This is a genomic window from Pseudarthrobacter sp. MOO14 (genome assembly GCF_058267675.1).
Window position 1 is genome coordinate 3,634,354 of the sequence record NZ_CM177849.1, and the last position, 21,202, is coordinate 3,655,555.

The 21,202-nt window shown below is 66.7% G+C and carries 19 protein-coding genes; 7 read left to right on the forward strand and 12 right to left on the reverse strand.

The genetic code is table 11. The annotated features are described in order from the left end of the window. Positions 1-78: 78 nt before the first annotated feature. The gene (locus tag AC4EEV_RS16840) at positions 79-522 is read left to right on the forward strand and encodes a hypothetical protein (RefSeq protein ID WP_491329537.1); all 444 of its coding nucleotides are present in this window, start codon (positions 79-81) and stop codon (positions 520-522) included. An 11-nt stretch (positions 523-533) separates the two neighbouring features. On the opposite strand, the gene AC4EEV_RS16845 is transcribed toward AC4EEV_RS16840, so the two are convergent. After that, positions 534-2,648, reverse strand: coding sequence for a putative bifunctional diguanylate cyclase/phosphodiesterase (locus tag AC4EEV_RS16845; RefSeq protein ID WP_491329538.1), 2,115 nt, complete (start codon positions 2,646-2,648; stop codon positions 534-536). 228 nt (positions 2,649-2,876) lie between these two features. Further along, positions 2,877-3,146, reverse strand: coding sequence for a GlsB/YeaQ/YmgE family stress response membrane protein (locus AC4EEV_RS16850; RefSeq protein WP_133832087.1), 270 nt, complete (start codon positions 3,144-3,146; stop codon positions 2,877-2,879). A gap of 203 nt (positions 3,147-3,349) precedes the next feature. On the opposite strand from AC4EEV_RS16850, the gene AC4EEV_RS16855 reads away from it, so the two are divergent. Next, positions 3,350-4,213, forward strand: a complete 864-nt coding sequence (locus tag AC4EEV_RS16855) for an HAD hydrolase family protein (RefSeq protein ID WP_491329539.1) — start codon at positions 3,350-3,352, stop codon at positions 4,211-4,213. 3 nt (positions 4,214-4,216) lie between these two features. Here AC4EEV_RS16855 and AC4EEV_RS16860 read toward each other — a convergent pair whose 3' ends face one another. Continuing rightward, on the reverse strand, positions 4,217-5,584 hold the full coding sequence (locus AC4EEV_RS16860; protein WP_491329540.1) for a UDP-glucose dehydrogenase family protein: 1,368 nt from the start codon (positions 5,582-5,584) through the stop codon (positions 4,217-4,219). Continuing rightward, entirely contained in the window at positions 5,581-6,735 is a 1,155-nt protein-coding gene (locus tag AC4EEV_RS16865) for a glycosyltransferase family 4 protein (protein ID WP_026264643.1), read from the reverse strand. The genes AC4EEV_RS16860 and AC4EEV_RS16865 overlap by 4 nt, the downstream gene beginning before the upstream one ends. Positions 6,736-6,991: 256 nt before the next feature. On the opposite strand from AC4EEV_RS16865, the gene AC4EEV_RS16870 reads away from it, so the two are divergent. Both AC4EEV_RS16870 and AC4EEV_RS16875 read left to right on the forward strand, forming a co-directional pair. Next, the gene (locus tag AC4EEV_RS16870) at positions 6,992-7,459 is read left to right on the forward strand and encodes a PRC-barrel domain-containing protein (protein WP_018761969.1); all 468 of its coding nucleotides are present in this window, start codon (positions 6,992-6,994) and stop codon (positions 7,457-7,459) included. Positions 7,460-7,839: 380 nt separating this feature from the next. Beyond that, on the forward strand, positions 7,840-9,156 hold the full coding sequence (locus AC4EEV_RS16875; protein ID WP_491329541.1) for a cell division protein PerM: 1,317 nt from the start codon (positions 7,840-7,842) through the stop codon (positions 9,154-9,156). Positions 9,157-9,172: 16 nt separating this feature from the next. Here the strand turns inward: AC4EEV_RS16875 and AC4EEV_RS16880 are convergent, their stop codons facing one another. Beyond that, positions 9,173-9,604 carry a hypothetical protein gene (locus AC4EEV_RS16880; protein ID WP_133832092.1) on the reverse strand — a complete coding sequence of 144 codons (432 nt, stop codon included), beginning with the start codon at positions 9,602-9,604 and terminating at the stop codon, positions 9,173-9,175. Positions 9,605-9,643: 39 nt separating this feature from the next. Here AC4EEV_RS16880 and purN point away from each other — a divergent pair, with 39 nt between their 5' ends. Continuing rightward, complete coding sequence (gene purN / locus AC4EEV_RS16885; RefSeq protein ID WP_133832093.1) at positions 9,644-10,219, forward strand: phosphoribosylglycinamide formyltransferase; 576 nt, start codon at positions 9,644-9,646, stop codon at positions 10,217-10,219. 9 nt (positions 10,220-10,228) lie between these two features. Here purN and AC4EEV_RS16890 read toward each other — a convergent pair whose 3' ends face one another. After that, positions 10,229-11,581 (reverse strand): MFS transporter, encoded by a 1,353-nt coding sequence (locus tag AC4EEV_RS16890; protein ID WP_491329542.1) that lies wholly within the window; start codon positions 11,579-11,581, stop codon positions 10,229-10,231. Between the two features lie 143 nt (positions 11,582-11,724). On the opposite strand from AC4EEV_RS16890, the gene purH reads away from it, so the two are divergent. Further along, positions 11,725-13,410: a bifunctional phosphoribosylaminoimidazolecarboxamide formyltransferase/IMP cyclohydrolase gene (purH, locus tag AC4EEV_RS16895; protein WP_018761964.1), complete on the forward strand. Its 1,686-nt coding sequence runs from the start codon at positions 11,725-11,727 to the stop codon at positions 13,408-13,410. A gap of 109 nt (positions 13,411-13,519) precedes the next feature. Here the strand turns inward: purH and AC4EEV_RS16900 are convergent, their stop codons facing one another. Next, on the reverse strand, positions 13,520-13,693 hold the full coding sequence (locus AC4EEV_RS16900; RefSeq protein ID WP_018761963.1) for a hypothetical protein: 174 nt from the start codon (positions 13,691-13,693) through the stop codon (positions 13,520-13,522). Beyond that, positions 13,677-14,648, reverse strand: a complete 972-nt coding sequence (locus tag AC4EEV_RS16905) for a trypsin-like serine peptidase (protein ID WP_491329543.1) — start codon at positions 14,646-14,648, stop codon at positions 13,677-13,679. Before AC4EEV_RS16905 ends, AC4EEV_RS16900 begins: the two co-directional genes overlap by 17 nt. 325 nt (positions 14,649-14,973) lie before the next feature. Between AC4EEV_RS16905 and AC4EEV_RS16910 the strand changes: the two genes are divergently transcribed. Then, complete coding sequence (locus AC4EEV_RS16910) at positions 14,974-17,193, forward strand: NADP-dependent isocitrate dehydrogenase (protein ID WP_491329544.1); 2,220 nt, start codon at positions 14,974-14,976, stop codon at positions 17,191-17,193. 88 nt (positions 17,194-17,281) lie between these two features. Here the strand turns inward: AC4EEV_RS16910 and AC4EEV_RS16915 are convergent, their stop codons facing one another. The 4 genes from AC4EEV_RS16915 to AC4EEV_RS16930 form a co-directional block, all read right to left on the reverse strand. Further along, the gene (locus tag AC4EEV_RS16915; RefSeq protein WP_491329545.1) at positions 17,282-17,776 is read right to left on the reverse strand and encodes a hypothetical protein; all 495 of its coding nucleotides are present in this window, start codon (positions 17,774-17,776) and stop codon (positions 17,282-17,284) included. Continuing rightward, positions 17,773-18,969, reverse strand: coding sequence for a serine/threonine-protein kinase (locus tag AC4EEV_RS16920; RefSeq protein ID WP_491329546.1), 1,197 nt, complete (start codon positions 18,967-18,969; stop codon positions 17,773-17,775). The genes AC4EEV_RS16915 and AC4EEV_RS16920 overlap by 4 nt, the downstream gene beginning before the upstream one ends. Before the next feature lie 272 nt (positions 18,970-19,241). Continuing rightward, positions 19,242-20,189 carry a hypothetical protein gene (locus tag AC4EEV_RS16925; RefSeq protein ID WP_491329547.1) on the reverse strand — a complete coding sequence of 316 codons (948 nt, stop codon included), beginning with the start codon at positions 20,187-20,189 and terminating at the stop codon, positions 19,242-19,244. Positions 20,190-20,280: 91 nt separating this feature from the next. Further along, positions 20,281-21,087, reverse strand: a complete 807-nt coding sequence (locus AC4EEV_RS16930; protein ID WP_285320125.1) for a hypothetical protein — start codon at positions 21,085-21,087, stop codon at positions 20,281-20,283. Between the last annotated feature and the right edge of the window lie 115 nt (positions 21,088-21,202).

A 21,202-nucleotide genomic window follows, 5' to 3' on the forward strand; every position in this document is an offset into this window, starting at 1 on the left:
GCGCAGTTTCGCACGGGCCGGGCCCCATACTTGTCTTGAACGGCCTTTGCCGTCCCCGGGCCAGGCAGGAGGAAGTGCATGGAAACGCTGAAGAAAATCGTGACCAACCAGTATTTTCCTGCCGGATCCGTGCTGGCGGCCGTGCTGCTCTTCTGGGTGGTGGGATTGCTCGGCGGGCTGTCGCTGCTGAACAACAACCAGCCGCCGCTGACCACCCTGACCTGGCTGCTGTTCGTCTACTCCGCTGCCGTCCTCAGCCCCGTCGCCGGACTGGTGGCCGGCATCGACCTGGTCCGCCGCTGGCGCCGCAACCGCGCCGCCGCTCCTGAAGCCCGCACGGAATTCGAGGCGGAGATCTTCAGCGGTGAGGCACCACCGTCGGAATCCACTACTGCGCCCTCCGCCGTGCCTGCGGGCCCAGCCGAGGCAGATGCCGTGACGCCTTCTCCCGCTGCGGCGCAAGCCTCACGCCCTCCGCTGCCCGCGAAGAAGCCGCGGCAATCCGGCCGGGAAGCAGCCTAGGCCTTCCCGCCCTAACGTCCTTTCAAAGCATTGAGCGCCTCTTCGGCGTGATGCAGGGCCGGTATCAGCCGGTCGCCCGGCTCCGGCAATGAGAACAGGTAGCCCTGAAGGGAGTCGCAGTCCAGGGCGGTCAGATAGTCTGCTTGCGCCGCCGTCTCGATCCCTTCCGCGGTGACGGTCAGGCCCAGGCTGTGGGCCATGTTGATCATGGAGCTGAGGATCGGCAGCCGCTCGTTTCCGGTGCGCACCATTGAGACAAAGGTTTTGTCGATCTTGACCGTGTCCACGGGCAGGTCCTGCAGCCGGCCAAGCGAGGAATACCCAGTGCCGAAGTCGTCCAGCGCCACCCGGGCGCCGGCGGCGCGCAGGGTTCCCAGCTGGTCGATCAGGTCGCCGTCCGCGTCGAAGAAGACACTTTCGGTGACTTCCAGGACAAGCTGGTAGGGGGCCACCCCGCTGGCTTCCGCGAGCTTGAGGACCGTCCCGGCAAAGTCCCGCTCCTGCAGTTGGACGCCGGAGACGTTCACGGCGAGCGACCGGGACGGATCCTCGCTCAGCCAGCGCGCCAGCTGCACCATGCCGCTGGCCATCACCTCTGCCCCGATCTCATTGATCAGGCCGGTGCGCTCGGCGAGCGGAATGAAGATCGACGGCGGCACCCGTTCACCGCCGCGGTCCCACCGGGCCAGCGCCTCGAGCTGGACTACCTGCCCCATGCGGTGCGAAACGATCGGTTGGAAATCGACTGTGATCTCGCCGCGCGGAACCGCCAATTGCAGGCCGCTTTCCATGTGCGTCCGCTGCACCAGCGCCTGCATCATGTCCGGGTGGAAGCGCAGGAAACGGTTCTTGCCCGCAGCCTTGGCCGCGTACATGGCGATGTCCGCGTGCCTGAGCAGTTCGGAGGGACCCACGCTGTCCTGCCCCAGGGAGGCAAGCCCCAGGCTCAGGCTCGGACGCAGGACGGTGCCACCGATGGTCACCGGCACATGCAGGCAGCGCACAATGCACGCCGCGATCTCGTCGGGGTCGGGGCAGGCCGTCAGGAGCACCACGAATTCGTCGCCGCCAAGGCGTGCCACCACGTCCGCCGTAGGTGTACAGCCGCGGAGCCGGCGCGCCACCTCCACCAGCATGTCGTCGCCGGCCTGGTGGCCAAGGATGTCATTGACCTCCTTGAAGTCGTCCAGGTCAAGGAGCAGGACGTCGACCGTCTTCAGCCGTGGCTCCGCCAGCGAGTTGGCCAAGGCCTCGTTGAACACCGCCCGGTTGGCGAGCCCGGTCAGCGGGTCCTGGAAAGCCATGGCCCGTAGCTTCTCGGCCTGTTCCGCGAGGTCCTTCAACGCCTGGTGCACCTGCTCCTGTGCCTTCCGCCGGGGCGTCGCATCCCGGAAACTCCACACCCGGCCTACGATCTTCTCGCCCACCCGTTGCGGGCGTGAGTACCGTTCAAAGGTCCGCCCGTCGAGCAACTCGACGACGTCGTGGCTTTCGGCAGACGGGTCTTTCTGGACCTCGTTCAGCCGGGCCGTGAAGGAAACAGGGTCGGCCACCTGGGCCATCACCACCCGGACCGCAGGCTCCTCGCTGTCCGCTTCCAACAAGGCGGGCGGGATGCCCCACATGGTGAGGAACTGCTCGTTGAATCCGGCCACACTGCCATTAATGCCCATCACCAGGATTCCGTCCGCCGTGGATTCCAGGGTGGCCGTGAGCAGTGACATGGCTTCGCGAAGGCTTTCGTTGGTGGCTTGGCGGTGTGCTGTGCCCCGGGCGGAGAGCAGGAGGCGTGCTCCGGCAGGGCCGGTGTCCCCGGCAGGAATGAGGGCGGGATCGGACCGCGGCCCGGCGGGGAGGACCGCAGCGGCAACCTCCAGGGGGAACTCGGATCCATCGCTGCGGAGGCCCGCGATCTCACGCGGCGGCTGCGGTTGGTCAGGGTGGGCCAGGAGCTGCCGGAACAGGTTCGCCACCTCACCGCGGAATCCTTCGGCGATCAGGGGCCGGTGGTCCAGGCCGGCAAACGCGTCCTGGGGCAACCCAAAGAGCCTGGCCGCAGCGGCGTTGGCGCAGAGAACCATGCCGTCGGCGTCCAGTGCCAGGAGGGCGTCCGGACTGGCATTCATGGCCGCGCCAAAAATTTGTAATGCCACATCATTGCCACGGCCCGAAATACCGGTCATAACACCACCCCTTGGCCATCATAAAGGGCAGATCCCCAAATTGGGCGGCTCACCGGCAAAGCTGTTGGGCGGGTTTCCTTTTTGCGGATGCGTTCTTCGGGAACGTGAAAAGGCGCCGGTCTCCTGCGCGGAGTCCGGCGCCTTTTACTGATGGTAAAGACTGTGGTGTGGCTATGCCCTGCGGCCGCTGCGGTTGGTGATTGCTCCGTAGACCAGCAGCACGATGATCGAGCCGAGGATCGCCAGCAGCCATGTCCGCAGGTCGAAGAATTCGGCCAGTCCGCCGCCGAAAATCAGCGATCCGATCCAGCCGCCCAGGATGGCCCCCACAACTCCGAGAACCAGGGTTACCACCCAGCCGCCGCCTTGGCGGCCCGGAAGGATGGCCTTGGCAATAGCGCCGGCGATCAGGCCCAAAATGAGAAATCCGAGAATGCCCATGTTGTCACTCCTTGTCAGTAAGTTGTGCCGGGCCCCCATTTCCGGTTCCCTTATTCAATCAGCAGGCTTATTTGTTAGGCAAGGCTTTGAATATCACAGGATGGCTGTCACTTAAGGCGGAACTGGCCACCGTAGTCCACCCTGGTGAACCAGGGGCCGGGGATAGGATTTGGATGTCCCGCAACTGACGAAGGAGCCCAGGCATGCCAAGCCAGACCGCCAGGCCGCGTGCCGTGTTCCTCGACATCGACGGTACGTATGCGGACCACGGCCTGGCCCCGGATGCCCATGTGGACGCGGTCCGGACCGCCCGCGGGCTGGGCCATCTGGTGTTCGTCTGCACCGGGCGCCCGCTGTCCATGGTGCCCGGCCACATCCTGGACGCCGGCTTCGACGGGACCATCACCGGGGCCGGTGCCAGGGTGGAAGTCAACGGTGAGGTCCTTCGGGACCAGCGCTTTGAGCCGGACCTGGCGGCGCTCATCGTGGAAACCCTCGATGCCCACGGGTCCGCCTACATCCTGGAAGCACCCGAGGCCCTGCACGGCCGCACCGGCGTGGACCGGCGGCTGAGGGAGGTCCTGGGGCCCATCTTCGCCGGCCGCCCCCGGCACGATGGAATCCTCAGCACCGACGTTGATCCGCTGGAGGACATCCTGGGGCCGATGCAGTACAGCGACGACCTCCGCAGCACCTCCTATGCCAAGATCTCGGTCTTCGATTCGACGGTCCCGCTGAGGCGGCTGATGGATAAGCTCGGTCCCGGCGTCGGGCTGATCCCCAGTTCGCTCTCGGCGCTGGGAGACCGTGCGGGGGAGATCTTCATGGCGGGCACGCACAAAGCGGTGGGCATCCAGGTGGTGGAGGCCCGGCTTGGCCTCCACCGGGCGGACATTGTTGCCATCGGTGACAGTGCCAACGATATTGAAATGCTCGAATACGCCGGGGTGGGCATTGCCGTCGAAGGCGGCCACCCGGCAGTCCTCGCCGTGGCCGACAGGACCACCGCCGGACCGGCAGGGGCAGGTGTCGCATTGGCGTTCGACGATCTGGGGCTCCTGGGCTGAACCTCAGCCGACCGCAACTGCGGTCGTGACCGCGGCGGACCTTCCAAGCCCCCGCACGGTCCAGCCGTCTGCCTGCCATGCCGCGGCGTCCAGCACGTTCCGCGCGTCCAGGACCGCCCGGCGTCGGACCAGCCTGCCGGTGGCGGCAGGGCAAAGCTGCCGGTACTCGTCCCATTCGGTCAGCAGCAGCACCAGCTCTGAGTCCTGGAGTGCCCGCCTGGTGGACACCTCGAACCGGAGCCCGGGGTAGCGGCGCCACGCGTGGTTCACCGCCTTGGGGTCCGTCACGGTAACGTGCGCGCCGGCGGCGGCCAGCCGGTCCGCCACGTCCAGGGCGGGGGAGTCGCGGATGTCATCCGTGTCCGGCTTGAAGGAGGCTCCGAGCACTGTGATGGAACGCCCTGCCAGCGAGCCTCCGCACATAGCCGCTGCCAGGCCCACCGTGCGCGCCCGTTGGTCCAGGTTCACCGAGTCGACCAGGCCCATCCAGTCCTCCACGGCAGGGACGCCCAGCGCCGCGGCCTGGGTCCGGAAACTGCGGATGTCCTTGGGAAGGCAGCCTCCGCCGAAGCCCAGGCCCGCGTGCAGGTAGCGGCTGCCGATCCTCGGATCCAGCCCCATCGCTTCGCCGAGTTCGCTGACATCGGCTCCCGCGGCGTCGCACAATTCGGCGACGGCATTGATGAAGCTGACCTTGGTGGCAAGGTATGCGTTCGCGGCCGACTTGATGAGTTCCGCCGTGGCAAAGTTGCAGACCAGCCGGGGGATTCCGGCGCGAAGCAGCGGTTCGTAGACGGCGTCCAGTGCCGCCGTCACGCCCAGCGGCGCGCCGGTGTCGCGGTTGAAGGCGGCGGTCCGGCCCCCTTCCACGCCGTACACCAGCCGGTCCGGCACCAGGGAATCCTTGACGGCGGTTCCCTGCCGCAGGAACTCGGGATTCCAACCCACCAGCACGTCAGGCCGGGGCGCCAGCACACCGCGGAGCATGTCCACGGTGCCCACGGGCACGGTTGATTTGCCAACGACGACGGCGCCCGCGGCCAGGTGCGGCAGCAAGGCTTCCGAAGCGGAGACGAGGAAGGTGAGGTCGGCGGCGTCGGACGTCTTCTCCTGCGGCGTCCCCACGCACAGGAAGTGCACCTGCGCTGCCGTGGCCCCGGCGGGGTCGGTGGAGAAGCGCAGCCGGCCGGTGGCGAGGCCGTCCCGGAGGAGCTCATCGAGTCCGGGCTCGTGGAACGGTGCCGCGCCGCTGGACAGCTGCGCCACCTTGCGGGGATCGACGTCGATGCCCACCACGGTGTGGCCCATGGAAGCCAGCGTTGCAGCGTGGACTGCTCCGAGGTAACCGCAGCCGATCACGGAGATTTTCACAGGGTTGCTCCCTTGCTGTTGACCGCCGTTGCCATCTGGACGTCCGCGATGACGTCGGCGTAGTGCTGCACCAGTTCGGTGCAGAGGGCGGGCCAGGTTCGGTCCTGTACGGAGGCGTGTGCGGCGGCGGCGAACGCGCGGCGCTTGGCATCGTCGCCCATCAGGTCCTGCACACGGGCACGCATGGCGGACAAGTCGCCCGGCTCGTACAGCCAACCCGTCCGTGAATTCTCGACCAGATCCAGGGGGCCGCCCCGGCCCGTGGCCACCACCGGCACGCCCGATGCCATGGCCTCCTGGATGGTTTGGCAGAAGGTTTCGAACTCGCCCGGATGGACGAACAAGTCGAACGACGCCACGGCGCGTGCCAACTCATCACCGCCCAGGAATCCCGTGAAGGCTGCACCGGGAAGCGCGGCTTCCAATGCGGCCCGCTGCGGCCCGTCGCCCACCACCACCAGCTTCGAGTTGGGGAGCCCGGCCAGCGCGGCAAGGTCTTCCACCTGCTTTTCCACCGCGAGCCGGCCGACGTAGCCGATGATCCGCTCGCCGCCGGGGGCAACCGAAGCCCGCCACCCGTCGTCGCGCTTTCCCGGCGAGAACCGCGCGGTGTCCACCCCGCGGCGCCACATCCGCACCCGGGGGATCCCCCGCCCGCGCAACTGGTTCAGCGCGAACGTGGACGGCACCAGGGTGCGGGTGGCCAGCAGGTGGATGTTCTCGACCCGGTTCCAGGCCCAGTTCTCCAGGAACGGCACTCCGTACCGGGCGGCGTAACTGGGAACCTCGGTCTGGTAGATGGCCACCGACGGAATGCCGAGCTGATGGGCAGCCTGGGCGGCCCGCCAGCCCAGCACGAACGGCGAGGCAAGGTGCACCACGTCAGGGGCGTACTCGGCAAGGATTCGCTTGACCCGGTACACACCTCCCAGTGCCACCCGCACGTTCGTGTATCCCGCCAGCGGAACCGCGGGAAGCCGGTGGACCGCAGCGCCCTTGACCCGTCCCGGCGCCTGTCCGTCATGGGCGGACGGGGCGATGACCAGGACGTCGTCGCCCCGGTCCTGGAGGTGGTCCAGGACCCGCAGGATTGAATGGGTGACGCCATTCATCAGCGGCAAAAATGATTCGGCAACGATTGCGATCCTCACCCTTCAACCGTGGGTGGCCGCCTTGAAATGGCGGGGGAGGGGGCATGACCCGCAGGGAAAGGTTGGGTGAACAGCTGCCCCCCTCAACCAGGAAAACTACTAAGTAAGCTTGGCATTTGATGCTAAGCATGCTTACGTTAAACGGGTAGCCAGCACTAGCCTCAAGCAGCCGGGGCAGGGGCCGGACACCGGGGTGACCCGGTGCCCGGGCTCCGGGCTGGCAAACCCGGTACAAAGACACAACCAAGGAGACGTCATGCTCAACAGGGAAAACCTCGAAAGCCTGCTTGCCAAGGGCGGCAACGTCGTGGGTACCGATGGGGCGAAGATCGGCTCGATCGGCCAGCTGTACGCTGACGACGACACGGGCGAGCCCACTTGGGTCACCGTCAAAACCGGCCTCTTTGGCACGTCCGAGACCTTCGTCCCGGTCGAAGGGGCCCGCAGCGAGGGAGAGGACCTGGTGGTCCCGTTCACCAAGGAGCACGTGAAGGACGCTCCGCGGGTGGACGCTGACGGCCACCTCACCCCTGAAGAAGAGGACCGGCTGTACACGTACTACGACCGCGGCGCACGGACGTATTCGGAAGCCCGGACCGGCATGGACTCCGACGCCGGAGACGTGGACCTGCAGGGCGACGCCGACCTGAACGCCGGCACCCCCACCGCCGGAATCAGCTCCGAACGGGACACCGCACCCCGGCTTCGGAAGTACGGCCACTGACCTGGCCCCTTTGGCAGTGAACGGCGCCGGGAACCTTGGGGGTTCCCGGCGCCGCACCGTTAAGCGCTGGTGCAACCACGCTGTATGCCATGGGTGCACCAGCCAGTAGGACGAATATCGTCAGAACTTACGGTTCATCTCTCATTCGCGGCTCCTGTTTCCCGGTTTACGGATCCGGGTCATTGGCCGGCGCGGCAAATGTCCGGCGCCGAAACACATCGCACTGCGCCCGGGTGGGCGGGTGTTGGTTTAGATACCAATTTTACGGCGAGGCCCTTGGAAAAGCACCGGTCGCATCCCCACTTGATTGTTCACCCAGTGCCGCCGCGGAGCCTGTCGTTCGCGGGCAGGAGGCACCCGGCGTGACACCATGGAAGACGATGAAACTGCGTGCTGATCAGACCGGAAACCGTGGCCTCCCCATGCCGTTGTGGCTGCAGGGCGCCCTTGAAACAGCACAGGCGGCCGTCATTTCCGCGCTGGTGGTGATAGCCCCCATTGTCGCCGTCTGGGCCACTGCGGGTTTCCAGAACGGGCAGTTCGAGGTATTGGCCCGCTTGGCCGGCCAGTCCTGGCTCCTGGTCCATGGCGTGCCACTGGAACTCACGGGAGCGGGGCCGGCCCCGGCAGCTCATGCCGGCTCGGACATCCTGAACCTGATTCCCCTCGGCCTGACCCTGATCCCCTTCCTGCTGGCCTGGCGCGCCGGCCGCCGCCTGGCCCGGGCCTCCTACACCGACCAGCTATGGCAGGCCCTGCTGGGCTCATGGCTGGTTTACGCCGCCTTCGGTGCAGCCACCGGTTTCGTGTGCCGCAGCACCGACGTCGTCATCAATCTCTGGTATGCCATGCTGGTGCCGCTCATTCCCTACGGACTCGGCATGGTGATCGGCGCCCGCAGGGAAGCAGGCTCCTGGAGCCGGCTCATCGGCGTCGACGCGGTGGACTGGATTTCGCGCACCAGCCAGCACTCCCGCTGGGCGGGCTCATACTTTGGCTCTGCCGCGAAGGCCGGCTTCGTGGCCGTGGTGTCGGCCCTTACCTTGGCCGCAGTGCTGCTGGCCGTGGACCTGTTCATCCACTGGAACCTCGTGGTTTCTGTCTATGAGGCGCTCGACGCCGGTCCGGTAGGAGGCGCCGCCCTCACCATCGCGCAGCTCGGATTCCTGCCGAACCTGGTGGTTTTCGCCCTCGCCTGGACCTCAGGCGCCGGTTTCGCCATGGGCGTGGGGTCCCAGGCGGGGCCGCTGGGCACCGCGGTGGGGCCCATGCCATCCGTTCCGGTCCTGGCGGCCATCCCGTCCGGCCCCATGGACTACGCTTTCGTGGCGTTGCTCGTACCGGTGCTGGCCGGCGTCGTGGCCGGGTGGTGGTTCCTCCGGGAAGGGGAGAACCACTTCGACGAATGGCTCGCCATCAAGATCCATGCACGCTGGTTCACCGCCACCGTTTCCACCCTGGTGCTCGGGGCACTCACCGGGCTGGCCGCCGGGGTGTTGACGATGTGCCTTTCCTGGGTGGCGAGGGGGTCCGCGGGAATCGGCCGACTAACGGATATCGGACCCGACCCGCTCTGGACCGGCCTGTGGGTGGCGGCCGAGGTCGGCATCGGCGTCGTCATTGGCTACGCGGCCGGGCCGTGGCTGGAACGTGAGGAAAGCGGGGCCGCGGAACGGGACGCCGAACTCGTCAGCTAGGCGCTTCGCCGGCGCGCTAACCCACTTTGGTGGGTAAGACATTTTGGAACTGCGTCACGCACGCATTAGTCGCCCGGTCCGTCAGCGCCCGTCCCATGCATCCTTGGTAGTCGCGCACCTGGTTGAAGAAGACCATGGCGGTCACGAGCAGCGGCACCATGACCACGGCCATCACCAGGCCCGAGATGGTGCCAACCAGGACCAGTTTGGATTCCTTCAACCGGATGGCCCTGACCAGCAGGGAGATCCCCAGGGCCAGGCCGGCTGCCGTGAGGACAGTTGCCAACCACAGGTAGTTGACGTCCAACTGGTAGACGAACAGAGCGCCGAGGACCGAAACCAGGAACATCCGGAACAGGGCAAAGGTCTTGGTGCGGGAGGCCTTTGCTGCCTCGCTGAGCGGGGGTTTGGCCTCTTGCTGGACGCCCCGGCCCGGTTGGCTGTTCATGTTTTCCAGCGTACGCGAGCGTGCACCTAAGCTGGACCAATGCGTATCGTCGTCCTCGTCTCTGGCACCGGGTCCAATCTCCAAGCAGTCATCGACGCCGTCAAGGCGGGGGAACTCGGCGTGGAAATCGCCGCGGTGGGGGCCGACAGGGAGGGGACCTTCGGCGTCGAACGTTCCGCCGCGGCAGGCATCCCCACGTTTGTGGTGGACTTCAGGTCGTACCGGGACCGCGCGGACTGGAACGCCGCGCTGACCGAGGCCGTGGCCGCCTTCAAGCCGGACGTGGTGGTGTCCTCCGGCTTCATGCGGATCGTCAGCCCCGAGTTCATTGACGCATTCAAGGGCAGGTACCTGAACACCCACCCCGCCCTGCTGCCGGCCTTTCCCGGGGCCCACGGCGTACGGGATGCCATGGCCTACGGCGTGAAGGTGACCGGCTGCACCGTGCACTGGGCTGACGCCGGCGTTGACACCGGGCCCATCATTGCCCAGGAGGCTGTGACCATCGAGGACTCGGACACTGAGGAGACGCTGCACGAGCGCATCAAGGTCGTGGAGCGCCGGCTGCTGGTGTCCACCCTGGCCGCCCTCGCCGCAGACCCCTCGTACGCGTAGCGGTCCACCCTATTGGAGGCGGCGCTGCCGGGTTTCCGGGGAGAAGAAAGCCATCCACAGCACCGACAGCAGCACCAGGGCACCCGCCAGCGCAAAGGACGTGGCGAGGCCCAGTTCCGGCCAAAAGTAGTTGGCGAAGATCAGCGGCCCAAAGCCGGCGCCCAGGCGGGAAAACGTTGATGCCCAGCCAAAGCCGCTGCCCCGCAGTTCCGTGGGGTAGAGCTCGGAGACGTACGCATAGAGCACCGGGATGGCCACCTGCACCACGAACCCGAAGACCAGCAGCCAGAACACCGCGGCCGTGGGAATGTCCACCACGAACGCCACGATCACCAGGGTCAGGGCGGACAGCGGTCCGGTGATGGCCAGGATCCACTTGCGCCCCACACGTTCCACGAGCAGCGCTGCCGCCACCACGCCGAGGAAGCCGACGGCGGCCATGGACGCCGTGGTGACGAACGCCTTGTACTCGGCGAATCCGGCGCCGATCAGGATCCTGGGCATCCAGGTCAGGGACAGGTAATAGACCAGCAGGATGCTGAAGAACAGGGCCCAGGCGGCGGTGGTGATTTTCCAGTTGAACTGCCAGACAGAGCGCAGCTGGGTCCAGGCGCTGCCGGCCGAAAGCCTCGGGGCATCCTTGGCATCGGGCAGGCTGTAGGCCCGGGCTTCGGCGCCTGTGGCCACCACCAGCCCGTCAATAATCCTGGCCGCTTCTTCCCGCCGGCCCTTTCGGATCAGGAACAAGGGGGACTCGGGGACGCTCCGCCGGACCCAGAACACCAGCAGGGCCGGGAGCACCATCACCAGCATGGTCAGTCGCCAGTCACCGTTCAGGGCCACCAGGCCGGCCGAGACGAACCCGGCCAGGGCCGCGCCAATGGGCCACCAGCCGTCCATGGCCGTCAGGACCTTGCCGCGCTGCTTCCGCGGCGTGAACTCACCCACCAGGGCGTAGTCCACCGGAATGCAGCCGCCCAGTCCGAAACCAGCCAGGAACCTGAAGATGCAGAACCACATGAAGTCGGGTGAGAAAGCGCCAAGTACGGTGAAGATGGAAAACAGGAGCAGCGTGGCCGTGAACGCCTTTTTGCGGCCCACGGTGTCCGCAATGGTTCCCCAGACGAACGCCCCGAGGGCCATCCCGATCAGGTTGGCCGTACCCACCCATGCGGCCTCGCCCGGTGTCAGGGCCCAGTGCGTGGACAGCAGCGGGATGAGGATGCCGTTAAGGGTCACATCCCAGGCGTCGAACATGAAGCCGAGGCCCCCGATCAGGAATATCCTGCCCTGGACTTTCCATCGCCAGGGCAGTTCCTGGACCACCTGTTCGCCGCTGGGCACAGTGGTGTAAGTATTCATCGCCGCCTCCTGGTGAAGACTCTATCCGGGCCCGCGGACGTTCACACTCCGGAGCACACAGGGGGTAACCGCTGCCTTCGCGATAAACTGGCCGTATCCCCACCAACCGCGGCCCTGTTCCGCGAGATAAGACGGAGACATTTGTGAGCTTCACGCAGCATGAGCGCGTATCCATTGACCGTGTACCCATCCGCCGGGCCCTCATCTCGGTGTACGACAAGACCGGTCTGGAGGAACTCGCTACGGGCCTGCACGCGGCCGGCGTGAAGCTCGTCTCCACCGGTTCCACGGCCAAGAAGATCGCCGCCGCCGGCATCCCCGTGCAAGAGGTTGAGGAAGTCACCGGTTCCCCGGAAATGCTGGATGGACGCGTCAAGACGCTGCACCCCCGCGTCCACGGCGGCATCCTGGCCGACCGCCGCGTCCCCGCCCACATGGAGACGCTCGAAAGCATGGACATTGAGGCTTTCGACCTGGTGGTGGTGAACCTCTACCCGTTCGTGGAGACGGTGAAGTCCGGTGCCGCGCAGGACGATGTCGTTGAGCAGATCGACATCGGGGGCCCCGCCATGGTCCGCTCTGCCGCGAAGAACCATGCCGCCGTCGCCATTGTGGTGGACCCGACCTTCTACGGTCAGGTGGTTGAGGCCGCTGCCGCCGGCGGCTTCGACCTGAAGACCCGCCGCCGCCTCGCTGCCAAGGCGTTCGCCCACACCGCCGCGTACGACAACGCAGTGGCCACCTGGACCGCCAGCCAGTTCCTGGATGAAGACGGCGACGGCGTCATCGACTGGCCGGCCTACGCGGGCCTCTCCCTGGAACGCTCGGAGGTCCTGCGCTACGGCGAGAACCCGCACCAGCAGGCGGCACTCTACGTGGACAAGGCTGCGCCGGTGGGCATCGCCCAGGCGGACCAGCTGCACGGCAAAGCCATGAGTTACAACAACTTCGTGGACGCCGACGCCGCCCTGCGCGCCGCCTACGACTTCAGCGAACCCGCCGTCGCCATCATTAAGCACGCCAACCCCTGCGGTGTTGCCGTCGGCTCCGCGGACGCCGCCGACCCCATCGCCGACGCACACGCCAAGGCCCACGCCTGCGACCCCGTCTCCGCATTCGGCGGCGTCATCGCGGCCAACCGCACCGTCACCGCCGGCATGGCCAATACCGTCAAGGACATCTTCACCGAGGTCGTCATCGCCCCCGGCTTTGAACCCGAGGCCGTGGAGATCCTGTCCAAAAAGAAGAACATCCGCCTGCTTGCCCTCCCCGAAGGCTACGGCCGGTATCCGACGGAGTTCCGCCAGGTATCCGGTGGCATGCTGGTCCAGGTCAGCGACAAGGTGGACGCCGACGGCGACAACCCCGCCAACTGGACCCTCGCCGCCGGTGAGGCCGCGGATGAGAAGACCCTCGCAGACCTCGCCTTCGCCTGGACCGCGTGCCGGGCCGCGAAGTCGAACGCCATCCTGATTGCCGACAACGGCGCAGCCGTGGGCATCGGCATGGGCCAGGTGAACCGGCTCGATTCCTGTCGCCTGGCCGTTGAGCGGGCCAACACGCTGGGCGTGGAGGTTGCCTCCGACGTCGACGGCGCCGGCGGCGCCTCGAATGCGGACGCGAGCGGCGCACCTGAGCGCGCCCGCGGTGCCGTGGCGGCTTCGGACGCGTTCTTCCCGTTCGCCGATGGCCTGCAGATCCTGATCGACGCCGGTGTCCGCGCCGTAGTCCAGCCCGGTGGCTCGGTCCGCGACGAGGAAGTCATCGCGGCAGCCAACGCGGCCGGCATCACCATGTACTTCACCGGAGCCCGGCACTTCTTCCACTGATCGGCTGCATCGATTGCTCCCCACGGGTACGGAGCAATCGATGGCGGATTGAACCGACGACGGCGCCCGTCCCCTGAGAAGGGGACGGGCGCCGTCGTCTGTTGTGCGGTTAGTGCCGGGCCGCCGGGCCGGGGCCGGGTTCCGGAAGTTTTACCTCCCGGGGCCGGGCTTCAGCCATCCGCTCCTCGGTCCAGTATTCGAGGACTTCCTCGCTGGACTGTTCAAGGTCGACATGGCTGACGGGGTCCTGGTCCGGTGCGGGTTCTTTAGGATTTCGCTGCATTGGTGTACGTGGCCTCGATAACCGAGCCCCAGTAAGGGCCGTACATGACGGCGGAGCCGTTGTAGCCGTAACTGTTGATCGAGTTCTGCAGCCCGTCGGACCCGATGCCGATGAACCACGGACCGCCCGAGGAACCGCCGGTCATGTCGCACGGAATGCCCTGGGTGCCGAACTGCGGGTTGTTGGGATCGTTGCTGGCCGTGCCGGTGCAGCTCCACAGGGACGTGCCGTCGAACGGTGAGGCCTGCGGGTAGCCGTAGGCCGTGTAGGTCAGGCCGCGGGCCTGGTTAAAGGCAGTGCCCGAGCCGCCAACGACGTCTGTCAGCTTCTGGCCGTTCAAGGGGTTCATGACCGCGAAGCCGGTGTCATAGGTCATGTCCCCGGTTGAAACCCACTGGGTGGGGGCGTAGAGGGCCTTGGCGGTCCACTTGCCGTAGGGGGCTGCGCCGTTGTCGTAGGCGGGCACGAAGACGAAGTTGGTGGCGTAGGCGCCACTTTCGTTAACGCAGTGTCCGGCCGTTGCCACAGTGCTGCCGTTCGCGGAGGAGACGGCGTTGCCCGAGCACACGTAGTTGGTTGTGCCCATGGTGAAGAAGACCTTGCCGATGTGGGCGACGGGGTTTTCACTCTTGGCGATGGTGGGCTTTCCCTTGGTTCCCTTGGTTCCCTTGGTGGTGGAGGGCTTGCCCTTCTCCACCACGGCGAGGCTGGAGCGGTTGCCGCGCTCGAGCGCCTTCCCTGCAAGGGTGTCACCTGGAAGGGCGCTTTGCATCCGTTCGGGGGTCCAGTAGTCAGCTGCTCCGCCGGCGTCGACTGAGATGCTGGCAACCGAGGGATTCGACGTACCGTCGGACGGTGCGGGGGTGGCGGAAGCCCCGCCGGCGGACGTAAGTGCCAGCACCGCGGCTGCGGAGAAGGTCAGGAAGCCGGATGCCAGGGACCTGGTACGTGTCATTGTTGTCCTGTCTGAACGGGGTTGGGCCCGGGATCGGGAGTGACTTAGCGAACTTATCGCCGCGCGCGGCGTTTGTACACACTCGTGACCAATCATCAGGCGGCACGAGCCGGGCGGCCGCCCGGTACCGCCCCACCTGTGGCAACGGCGGCGGTGCACCCGGAAGCGTGCCGTCGTCGGGCGTTCTCCATCGCTGTAATGCTGCTCTCACCGGGGTAATCCGGGAGGCCCGTTAAGGTTCAAACCGGCGTCCTCGGGTAAGTTGTACTTGGTGAAATAGACAAAGATTTCACAACCAAGCCGACCTTCAGGGAGACGCCCGCGCATGTCCAAGATTATCTACACCCACACCGACGAAGCGCCGATGCTGGCTACCTATTCGTTCCTGCCCATCATCGAGGCCTTCGCTTCGACTGCAGGTGTGGAGGTGGAGACCCGCGACATCTCGCTCGCCGGCCGCATCATTGCCGTGTTCGGTGACTACCTCACCCCGGAACAGCAGATCGGTGACGCCCTTGCTGAACTTGGTGAGCTGGCGAAGACGCCGGAAGCCAACATCATCAAGCTGCCCAACATCAGCGCCTCCATCCCGCAGCTGAAGGCGGCCATCGCCGAGCTGCAGGGCCAGGGCTATGCACTGCCGGATTACCCGGACAACCCCACCTCGGACGAAGAGACCGCCATCCGCTCCCGCTATGACAAGATCAAGGGCTCCGCCGTGAACCCCGTCCTGCGCGAAGGCAACTCGGACCGCCGTGCACCGCTGTCCGTCAAGAACTACGCCCGGCAGAACCCGCACTCCATGGGCGCCTGGACCGCAGACTCCAAGACCAACGTGGCCACCATGGGCCAGGACGACTTCCGCTCCAACGAGAAGTCCGTGGTCATCGAGGCCGACGGCACCATCGCCATCCAGCTGGTCCGGGAGGACGGCTCGGTCAAGGTCCTGAAGAAGGCCTTCCCCGTCCTGGCCAGCGAGGTCATCGACGGCACCGTGATGCGCGCCGCCGCCCTTGACGAGTTCCTCAAGGCCCAGGTGGCCCGTGCCAAGGAAGAGGGCGTGCTGTTCTCCGCGCACCTGAAGGCCACCATGATGAAGGTCTCGGACCCCATCATCTTCGGCCACGTGGTGAAGGCCTACTTCTCCGAACTTTTCGAGACCTACGGCAAGCAGCTTTCCGCCGCCGGCATCAGCCCCAACAACGGCCTCGCCGCCATCCTGAGCAGCCTCGAGGACCTGCCGGCGGATGTCCGCGACGGCGTCCAGAACCTGATCAAGAAGGGCCTGGAAGATGGCCCCGCGCTGGCCATGGTGGACTCCGACAAGGGCATCACCAGCCTCAACGTGCCCTCCGACATCATTGTCGACGCCTCCATGCCGGCCATGATCCGCACCTCCGGCCACATGTGGGGCCCGGACGGCAAGGAAGCCGACACCCTGGCCGTCCTGCCGGACAGCTCCTACGCCGGCATCTACCAGGTGGTCATCGATGACTGCCGCGCCAACGGCGCCTACGACCCCACCACCATGGGCACCGTCCCGAACGTTGGCCTGATGGCCCAGGCCGCCGAAGAGTACGGCAGCCATGACAAGACGTTCGAAATCCAGGAAGCCGGTACGGTGCAGATCGTTGACGGCAACGGCAACGTCCTGATCGAACACGACGTCGTCCCCGGTGACATCTGGCGCGCCTGCCAGACCAAGGACGCCCCCATCCGCGACTGGGTCAAGCTGGCTGTCACCCGCGCCCGCGCCTCGCAGACCCCCGCCGTGTTCTGGCTGGATGAGGAGCGTGCCCACGACGCCAACCTCATCGCCAAGGTCAACGAATACCTGAAGGACCACGACACCGAGGGCCTGGACATCCAGATCATGTCCCCGGTCAAGGCCATCGCCTTCACCTTGGAGCGGATCCGCAAGGGCGAGGACACCATCTCCGTCACCGGCAACGTGCTCCGCGACTACCTCACGGACCTGTTCCCCATCCTGGAACTGGGCACCAGCGCCAAGATGCTCTCGGTTGTGCCGCTGATGAACGGTGGCGGCCTCTTCGAGACCGGCGCCGGCGGTTCCGCCCCCAAGCACGTCCAGCAGCTGCTCAAGGAAAACCACCTTCGCTGGGACAGCCTGGGTGAGTTCCTGGCCCTTGCCGTCAGCTTCGAGCACCTGGCCACCACCACCGGCAACGCCCGCGCCCAGGTCCTCGCAGACACCCTGGACCGCGCCACCGGCACGTTCCTGCTCGAGAACAAGTCGCCCAGCCGCCGCGCCGGCGAGTTGGACAACCGCGGCAGCCACTACTTCCTGGCCCGTTACTGGGCTGAGGAGCTGGCCAAGCAGACGTCCGACGCCGACCTTGCCGCCGCGTTCAGCTCGGTCGCCAACGAGCTTTCTTCCAACGAGGAAACGATCGTTGGCGAGCTGGCTGAAGTCCAGGGCTCGCCAGTAGACATCGGAGGATACTACCGCCCGGATGACGCCAAGGCCTCCGCCGTGATGCGTCCTTCCGCCACCCTCAACAAGGTCATCGCCAGCCTGGCCTAGCCGCCGCGGCTTCGGCAGCAATGAAAGGGGCGGTGCTCCGGATGATTCCGGGGCACCGCCCCTTTGCATGTCGGCGGATGGGTGCAGGTCAGTTCTTGCCCTTGCCCTTGTCGCCGCCGCTGTTCTTTGCGCCGCCGCTGCCGGAACTACCTTGGGCGGGGGCAGGCTGGGGCACGGGCGCATCCGCCGTGGGGGACGCGCTCTGCGCCGCTTGCTGTGCTGCTGTCCGCGCGTCCTCGGCGGCCTTGGCGGCAGCCTGCTGGGCGGCAACGGCCTCGTTGAGGTCTGCCCTGACGGCGCTGGCGACCGTGGTGATGCTGCGGCTCCGCTCCTCGGAGACCTGGCCCTTCGCCGTTGCCGCCGAGAGGTCGGATTCAAGCCCGTCCAGCGCCTTCAGGGCCGAGGCAGGATCGTCCTGCGAGGCCGCCTGGGTAACCTCAAGTACCCGCGCCTGGAACTGTGTGGCGGCCTCTCGCTGCAGGCCGGAACCGGGCGAGGCACACGCGCCCAGGAAACCGGACACAAGCAGCGCCGCGGTGCCGGCCAAGGCAAACCGCGCAACTGTGGTCGGGTGCAACGTCACGGGGCCACGCTCTTTTGGAGTTCCTTCAGATGGTCACCCAAGGTGCCTGTGACCGTGGGATAAGGGACGACGTCGGCGGGCCGGGCGGAGAGGCTGATCATCACCGCTGCCGCAGCAGCGGCAACCACCAGTACGCCGAGGACCACGGCCAGCCAGATTCGCTTGCTCCACAGGAACCGGCGCAGCGAAGAGGCGCTCTTCTTTACAGGGCGTCGCGCGCTCCCAGGGGCAGCCGCTTCCCGCAGCTCATCCATCGATTCTTCGGCAGTGATGGAGGGTGGGTGGAAGGGCATGGCGGGCAGCACCCGGGTGGTCTCCGCAGCCAGTTCCCCGGGGGTGGAGGCGGGCGAGACGAGGGCCTGGCGCAACGAGGTCTCGATGTCGGCAGCCGTTGGCCGTTCAAGCGGCTCGATGGACGTCATGGAGCGGATGAGCTCAGCCCATTCGGAGGGCACGTCGTCGGGAATTTCAGGGGCGCGGTGCAGCCGCGCCACAGCCGATTCCACCGCACTGCCGGGATACTCCACGGTGCCCTTAATGCACTCGAGCAACACCAGCCCCAGCGAGTAAATGTCGGTTGCGGGGGACAGGGGCTTGCCGAGTGCCTGCTCGGGGCTGAGGTAGGCGGCGGTGCCCACCATGGTCCCGGTGGCAGTGAGCCTGGTGGAATCCACGATCCTGGCGATGCCGAAGTCCGTGAGTTTCGGGCGCAGCGGCTCGCCGGGACGGATCTGGACCAGCAGGATGTTGCCGGGTTTGATGTCGCGGTGGATGATGCCCAGGCCGTGGACGTAGGCCAGGGCATCGGCGATGCCGGCACCGATGACGGACAATTCTTCCAGGGGCACCCGGCTGTGCCGGATGCGGCTGCGGAGGTCTTGTCCGTCGACGAGCTCCATGGTCAGGAAGGGCCGGGGTTCGTCCGGGATCCGGTCATCAATCCCGGCGTCGAAGAGCGTGACCAGGCCGGGATGGTTGAGCGTGGCAAGGAGCTGGATCTCGGCTTCCTGGCGCTTGAGCTCGTCCGCGTCCGGGGCCTGCGGAGCGAAGAGTTTCAAGGCGACGTCGCGGCCGAGGTTTTCGTCGCGGGCGCAGTACACCGATGACATTCCGCCGCGGCCGATTACTTCGCTCAAACGGTAACGTCCGCCGACCACTTCATTCTTGATGGAGCTAGGCGATTCCGCCACCATGACCGTTCCTCCCGGTGCGCTGCGGCACTGTCGTACCCCAAATTATACGAGGGGCGCGGTTAAACCACAGATTTGGCGGTGCGCATGCCAACGGTCCGGCGGTGTGTTGAAGCATTTCCGCCGGACCATTGGCTACAAGGACATGTGTGCTGATGACATGTTTTGTGTTGTGCTCAGGTTTGATTTGGGTGGATGTCCTCCTCTCGCCGGCCCGCGCGAGGCAGCCCTTTCAGGCGCCTCCGCGCGGGCGCTGCCTATTGAAAGACGAACCCCTAGGAGACCTTGCGTTTCCGGAGCACCAGGAGTCCTGCCACCAGGAGCAGCAGTGCCAGAGGCGCCAAGGATCCATCCCAGCCGGTCTTGGCGAGGCCGGTGTTCGCGGTTCCCGTGGTGGCGAGGCCGGGACGGCCCTGCGCGGGGTTGCTGAGCGGGACAGTGACAGGTGCGATGGCTCCGCTGACGGCCCTGGAGCCTGCGGAGGCCGCCGGGACGTCGCCGGAGGCAGCATTGCTTACGCCGGGGGTGCTTGTTCCCGGATCAGCTGTTCCGGCGTCTCCGGCGGTGCCGTCTGTAGTCCCGGTGCCGTTGGTGCCGAGGCCGAGGTTGACGTCGGCTGCGGCTGCGAGGTCGGTGGTGCCGGTTGCGGGGGTGGTGGCGGTGCCGAGGTTTACGGTTGTGCCGAGGTCGGCGGTTGTGCCGTCTGTGGTCCCGGTGCCGTTGGTGCTGAGGCCGAGGTTGACGTCGGCTGCGGCTGCGAGGTCGGTGGTGCCGGTTGCGGGGGTGGTGGCGGTGCCGAGGTTTACGGTTGTGCCGAGGTCGGCGGTTGTGCCGTCTGTGGTCCCGGTGCCGTTGGTGCTGAGGCCGAGGTTGACGTCGGCTTCAGCGGCGAGGTCGGTGGTGCCGGTTTCGGGGGTGGTGGCGGTGCCGAGGTTTACGGCTGCCCCGAGCTCGGCGGTTGTGCCGTCTGTGGTCCCGGTGCCGTTGGTGCCGAGGCCGAGGTTGACATCCACTGCAGCGGCGACGCCCGTTGAGCTGGACGGCGTTGGGCCACCCAGCAGGCCCAACGACGTCGAGTCAGCGGGCGCCGCCGAGATCAGGGCGGACGCGGAAAGATCCGTCCCGCTGGTTGTGTCCGCCGCGTTGGCGGCAGCGCAGCCAAAGGCCAGAAGGCCGCCGGCAAAGAGGGTGCAAAGCAGCCCCCTGCGAAGGGTGCAGTTCATGATGGTGACTCCTGAATGGTTGATGTTGTTCGGGCGCTGATCAGCTGCCCGTAAAGCCACGTGCTGCCCGTTAGAGGGCAGGCGGCCTCAACTAGTCAGGGGAAGAACCGGGGTCGAATGACACCGGCGCAGGGGCGTGCTCGAAGGTCTCACCGGCGGGAACAGCGCCGGGACGTTCAAAGCCAAAGTAGGCAGGGCTCAGCCATGCTGCGGCACCGGCTGCACCGCCGGATGATGCACCGCTGCCCGTGCCGGATGCCGGTGCGGCAGGAACCTGGGCAGGCAGCGGTGCCGGATCGACGGGAAGGGGCTGTCCTGAAGCGGGCCCAGCAGGGACAGACATGCCAGCCTGCGGGGCAGACGTGTTCGCCAAGGCTGCGCTGCGTACCGTCACAAAGCCAGCGCTGCTGCTGCCGGCCGGCGCCGTGGGCAACGCCCCTGCTCCCTGATCCGCTTCCGGGAGCATTCCCGGTACATCCGGAAGCGCTTCCAAGGCCTCGGGCCCAGCTGCGGGAACAGGAGCAACCACGGAAGGCAGATCTGCCAGCACGGCGTCGACGGTCGGAACGGGAAGCGGAAGCGGTGTTGCGGTGGCACGGGTCAGAAGATCAGCAACCGGTTGGAGCGCCGGTTCGAGTGCCGGGACGGCCTCGGCTGCAGGGGCCGCAACAACCTCCGCCACCCCGGCCGCTATCTGGTCGGCCATGCCACCAACTGCAGCGGAGACAGCGGAAACGCTTCCCCCCGGAACAAGCTGGTCCACCACGGGAACCGTGGAAATGGTAGTGTCCCCAGCCTCGGATACCGGCGGTGCCACCGTCTGCACCAGTCCGGGTGCTGCAGCAGGTCCGGCCGGAGGGGCCACTGGGGACGCCGGATTCGCAAGATCGTGGGTCATTGCTGAAACCGAGCCGGTCACGTCGCCGAGCACGGGCGGGGAGCCAGGACCGGAATCCGCCGACGCTGTGGCTGATGACAGCGTCAGCCACAAGACTGCGGCCGCTCCGGCGAGG

Excerpts from the sequence above, each read along its gene's own strand:
- AC4EEV_RS16840 (WP_491329537.1), top strand. The coding sequence starts at position 79 with ATGGAAACGCTGAAGAAAATCGTGACCAACCAGTATTTTCCTGCCGGA.
- AC4EEV_RS16845 (WP_491329538.1), bottom strand. The coding sequence starts at position 2,648 with ATGAATGCCAGTCCGGACGCCCTCCTGGCACTGGACGCCGACGGCATG.
- AC4EEV_RS16850 (WP_133832087.1), bottom strand. The coding sequence starts at position 3,146 with ATGGGCATTCTCGGATTTCTCATTTTGGGCCTGATCGCCGGCGCTATT.
- AC4EEV_RS16855 (WP_491329539.1), top strand. The coding sequence starts at position 3,350 with ATGCCAAGCCAGACCGCCAGGCCGCGTGCCGTGTTCCTCGACATCGAC.
- AC4EEV_RS16870 (WP_018761969.1), top strand. The coding sequence starts at position 6,992 with ATGCTCAACAGGGAAAACCTCGAAAGCCTGCTTGCCAAGGGCGGCAAC.
- AC4EEV_RS16875 (WP_491329541.1), top strand. The coding sequence starts at position 7,840 with ATGAAACTGCGTGCTGATCAGACCGGAAACCGTGGCCTCCCCATGCCG.
- AC4EEV_RS16880 (WP_133832092.1), bottom strand. The coding sequence starts at position 9,604 with ATGAACAGCCAACCGGGCCGGGGCGTCCAGCAAGAGGCCAAACCCCCG.
- purN (WP_133832093.1), top strand. The coding sequence starts at position 9,644 with ATGCGTATCGTCGTCCTCGTCTCTGGCACCGGGTCCAATCTCCAAGCA.
- AC4EEV_RS16890 (WP_491329542.1), bottom strand. The coding sequence starts at position 11,581 with ATGAATACTTACACCACTGTGCCCAGCGGCGAACAGGTGGTCCAGGAA.
- AC4EEV_RS16900 (WP_018761963.1), bottom strand. The coding sequence starts at position 13,693 with ATGCAGCGAAATCCTAAAGAACCCGCACCGGACCAGGACCCCGTCAGC.
- AC4EEV_RS16905 (WP_491329543.1), bottom strand. The coding sequence starts at position 14,648 with ATGACACGTACCAGGTCCCTGGCATCCGGCTTCCTGACCTTCTCCGCA.
- AC4EEV_RS16910 (WP_491329544.1), top strand. The coding sequence starts at position 14,974 with ATGTCCAAGATTATCTACACCCACACCGACGAAGCGCCGATGCTGGCT.
- AC4EEV_RS16920 (WP_491329546.1), bottom strand. The coding sequence starts at position 18,969 with ATGGTGGCGGAATCGCCTAGCTCCATCAAGAATGAAGTGGTCGGCGGA.
- AC4EEV_RS16925 (WP_491329547.1), bottom strand. The coding sequence starts at position 20,189 with ATGAACTGCACCCTTCGCAGGGGGCTGCTTTGCACCCTCTTTGCCGGC.
- AC4EEV_RS16930 (WP_285320125.1), bottom strand. The coding sequence starts at position 21,087 with ATGACCCACGATCTTGCGAATCCGGCGTCCCCAGTGGCCCCTCCGGCC.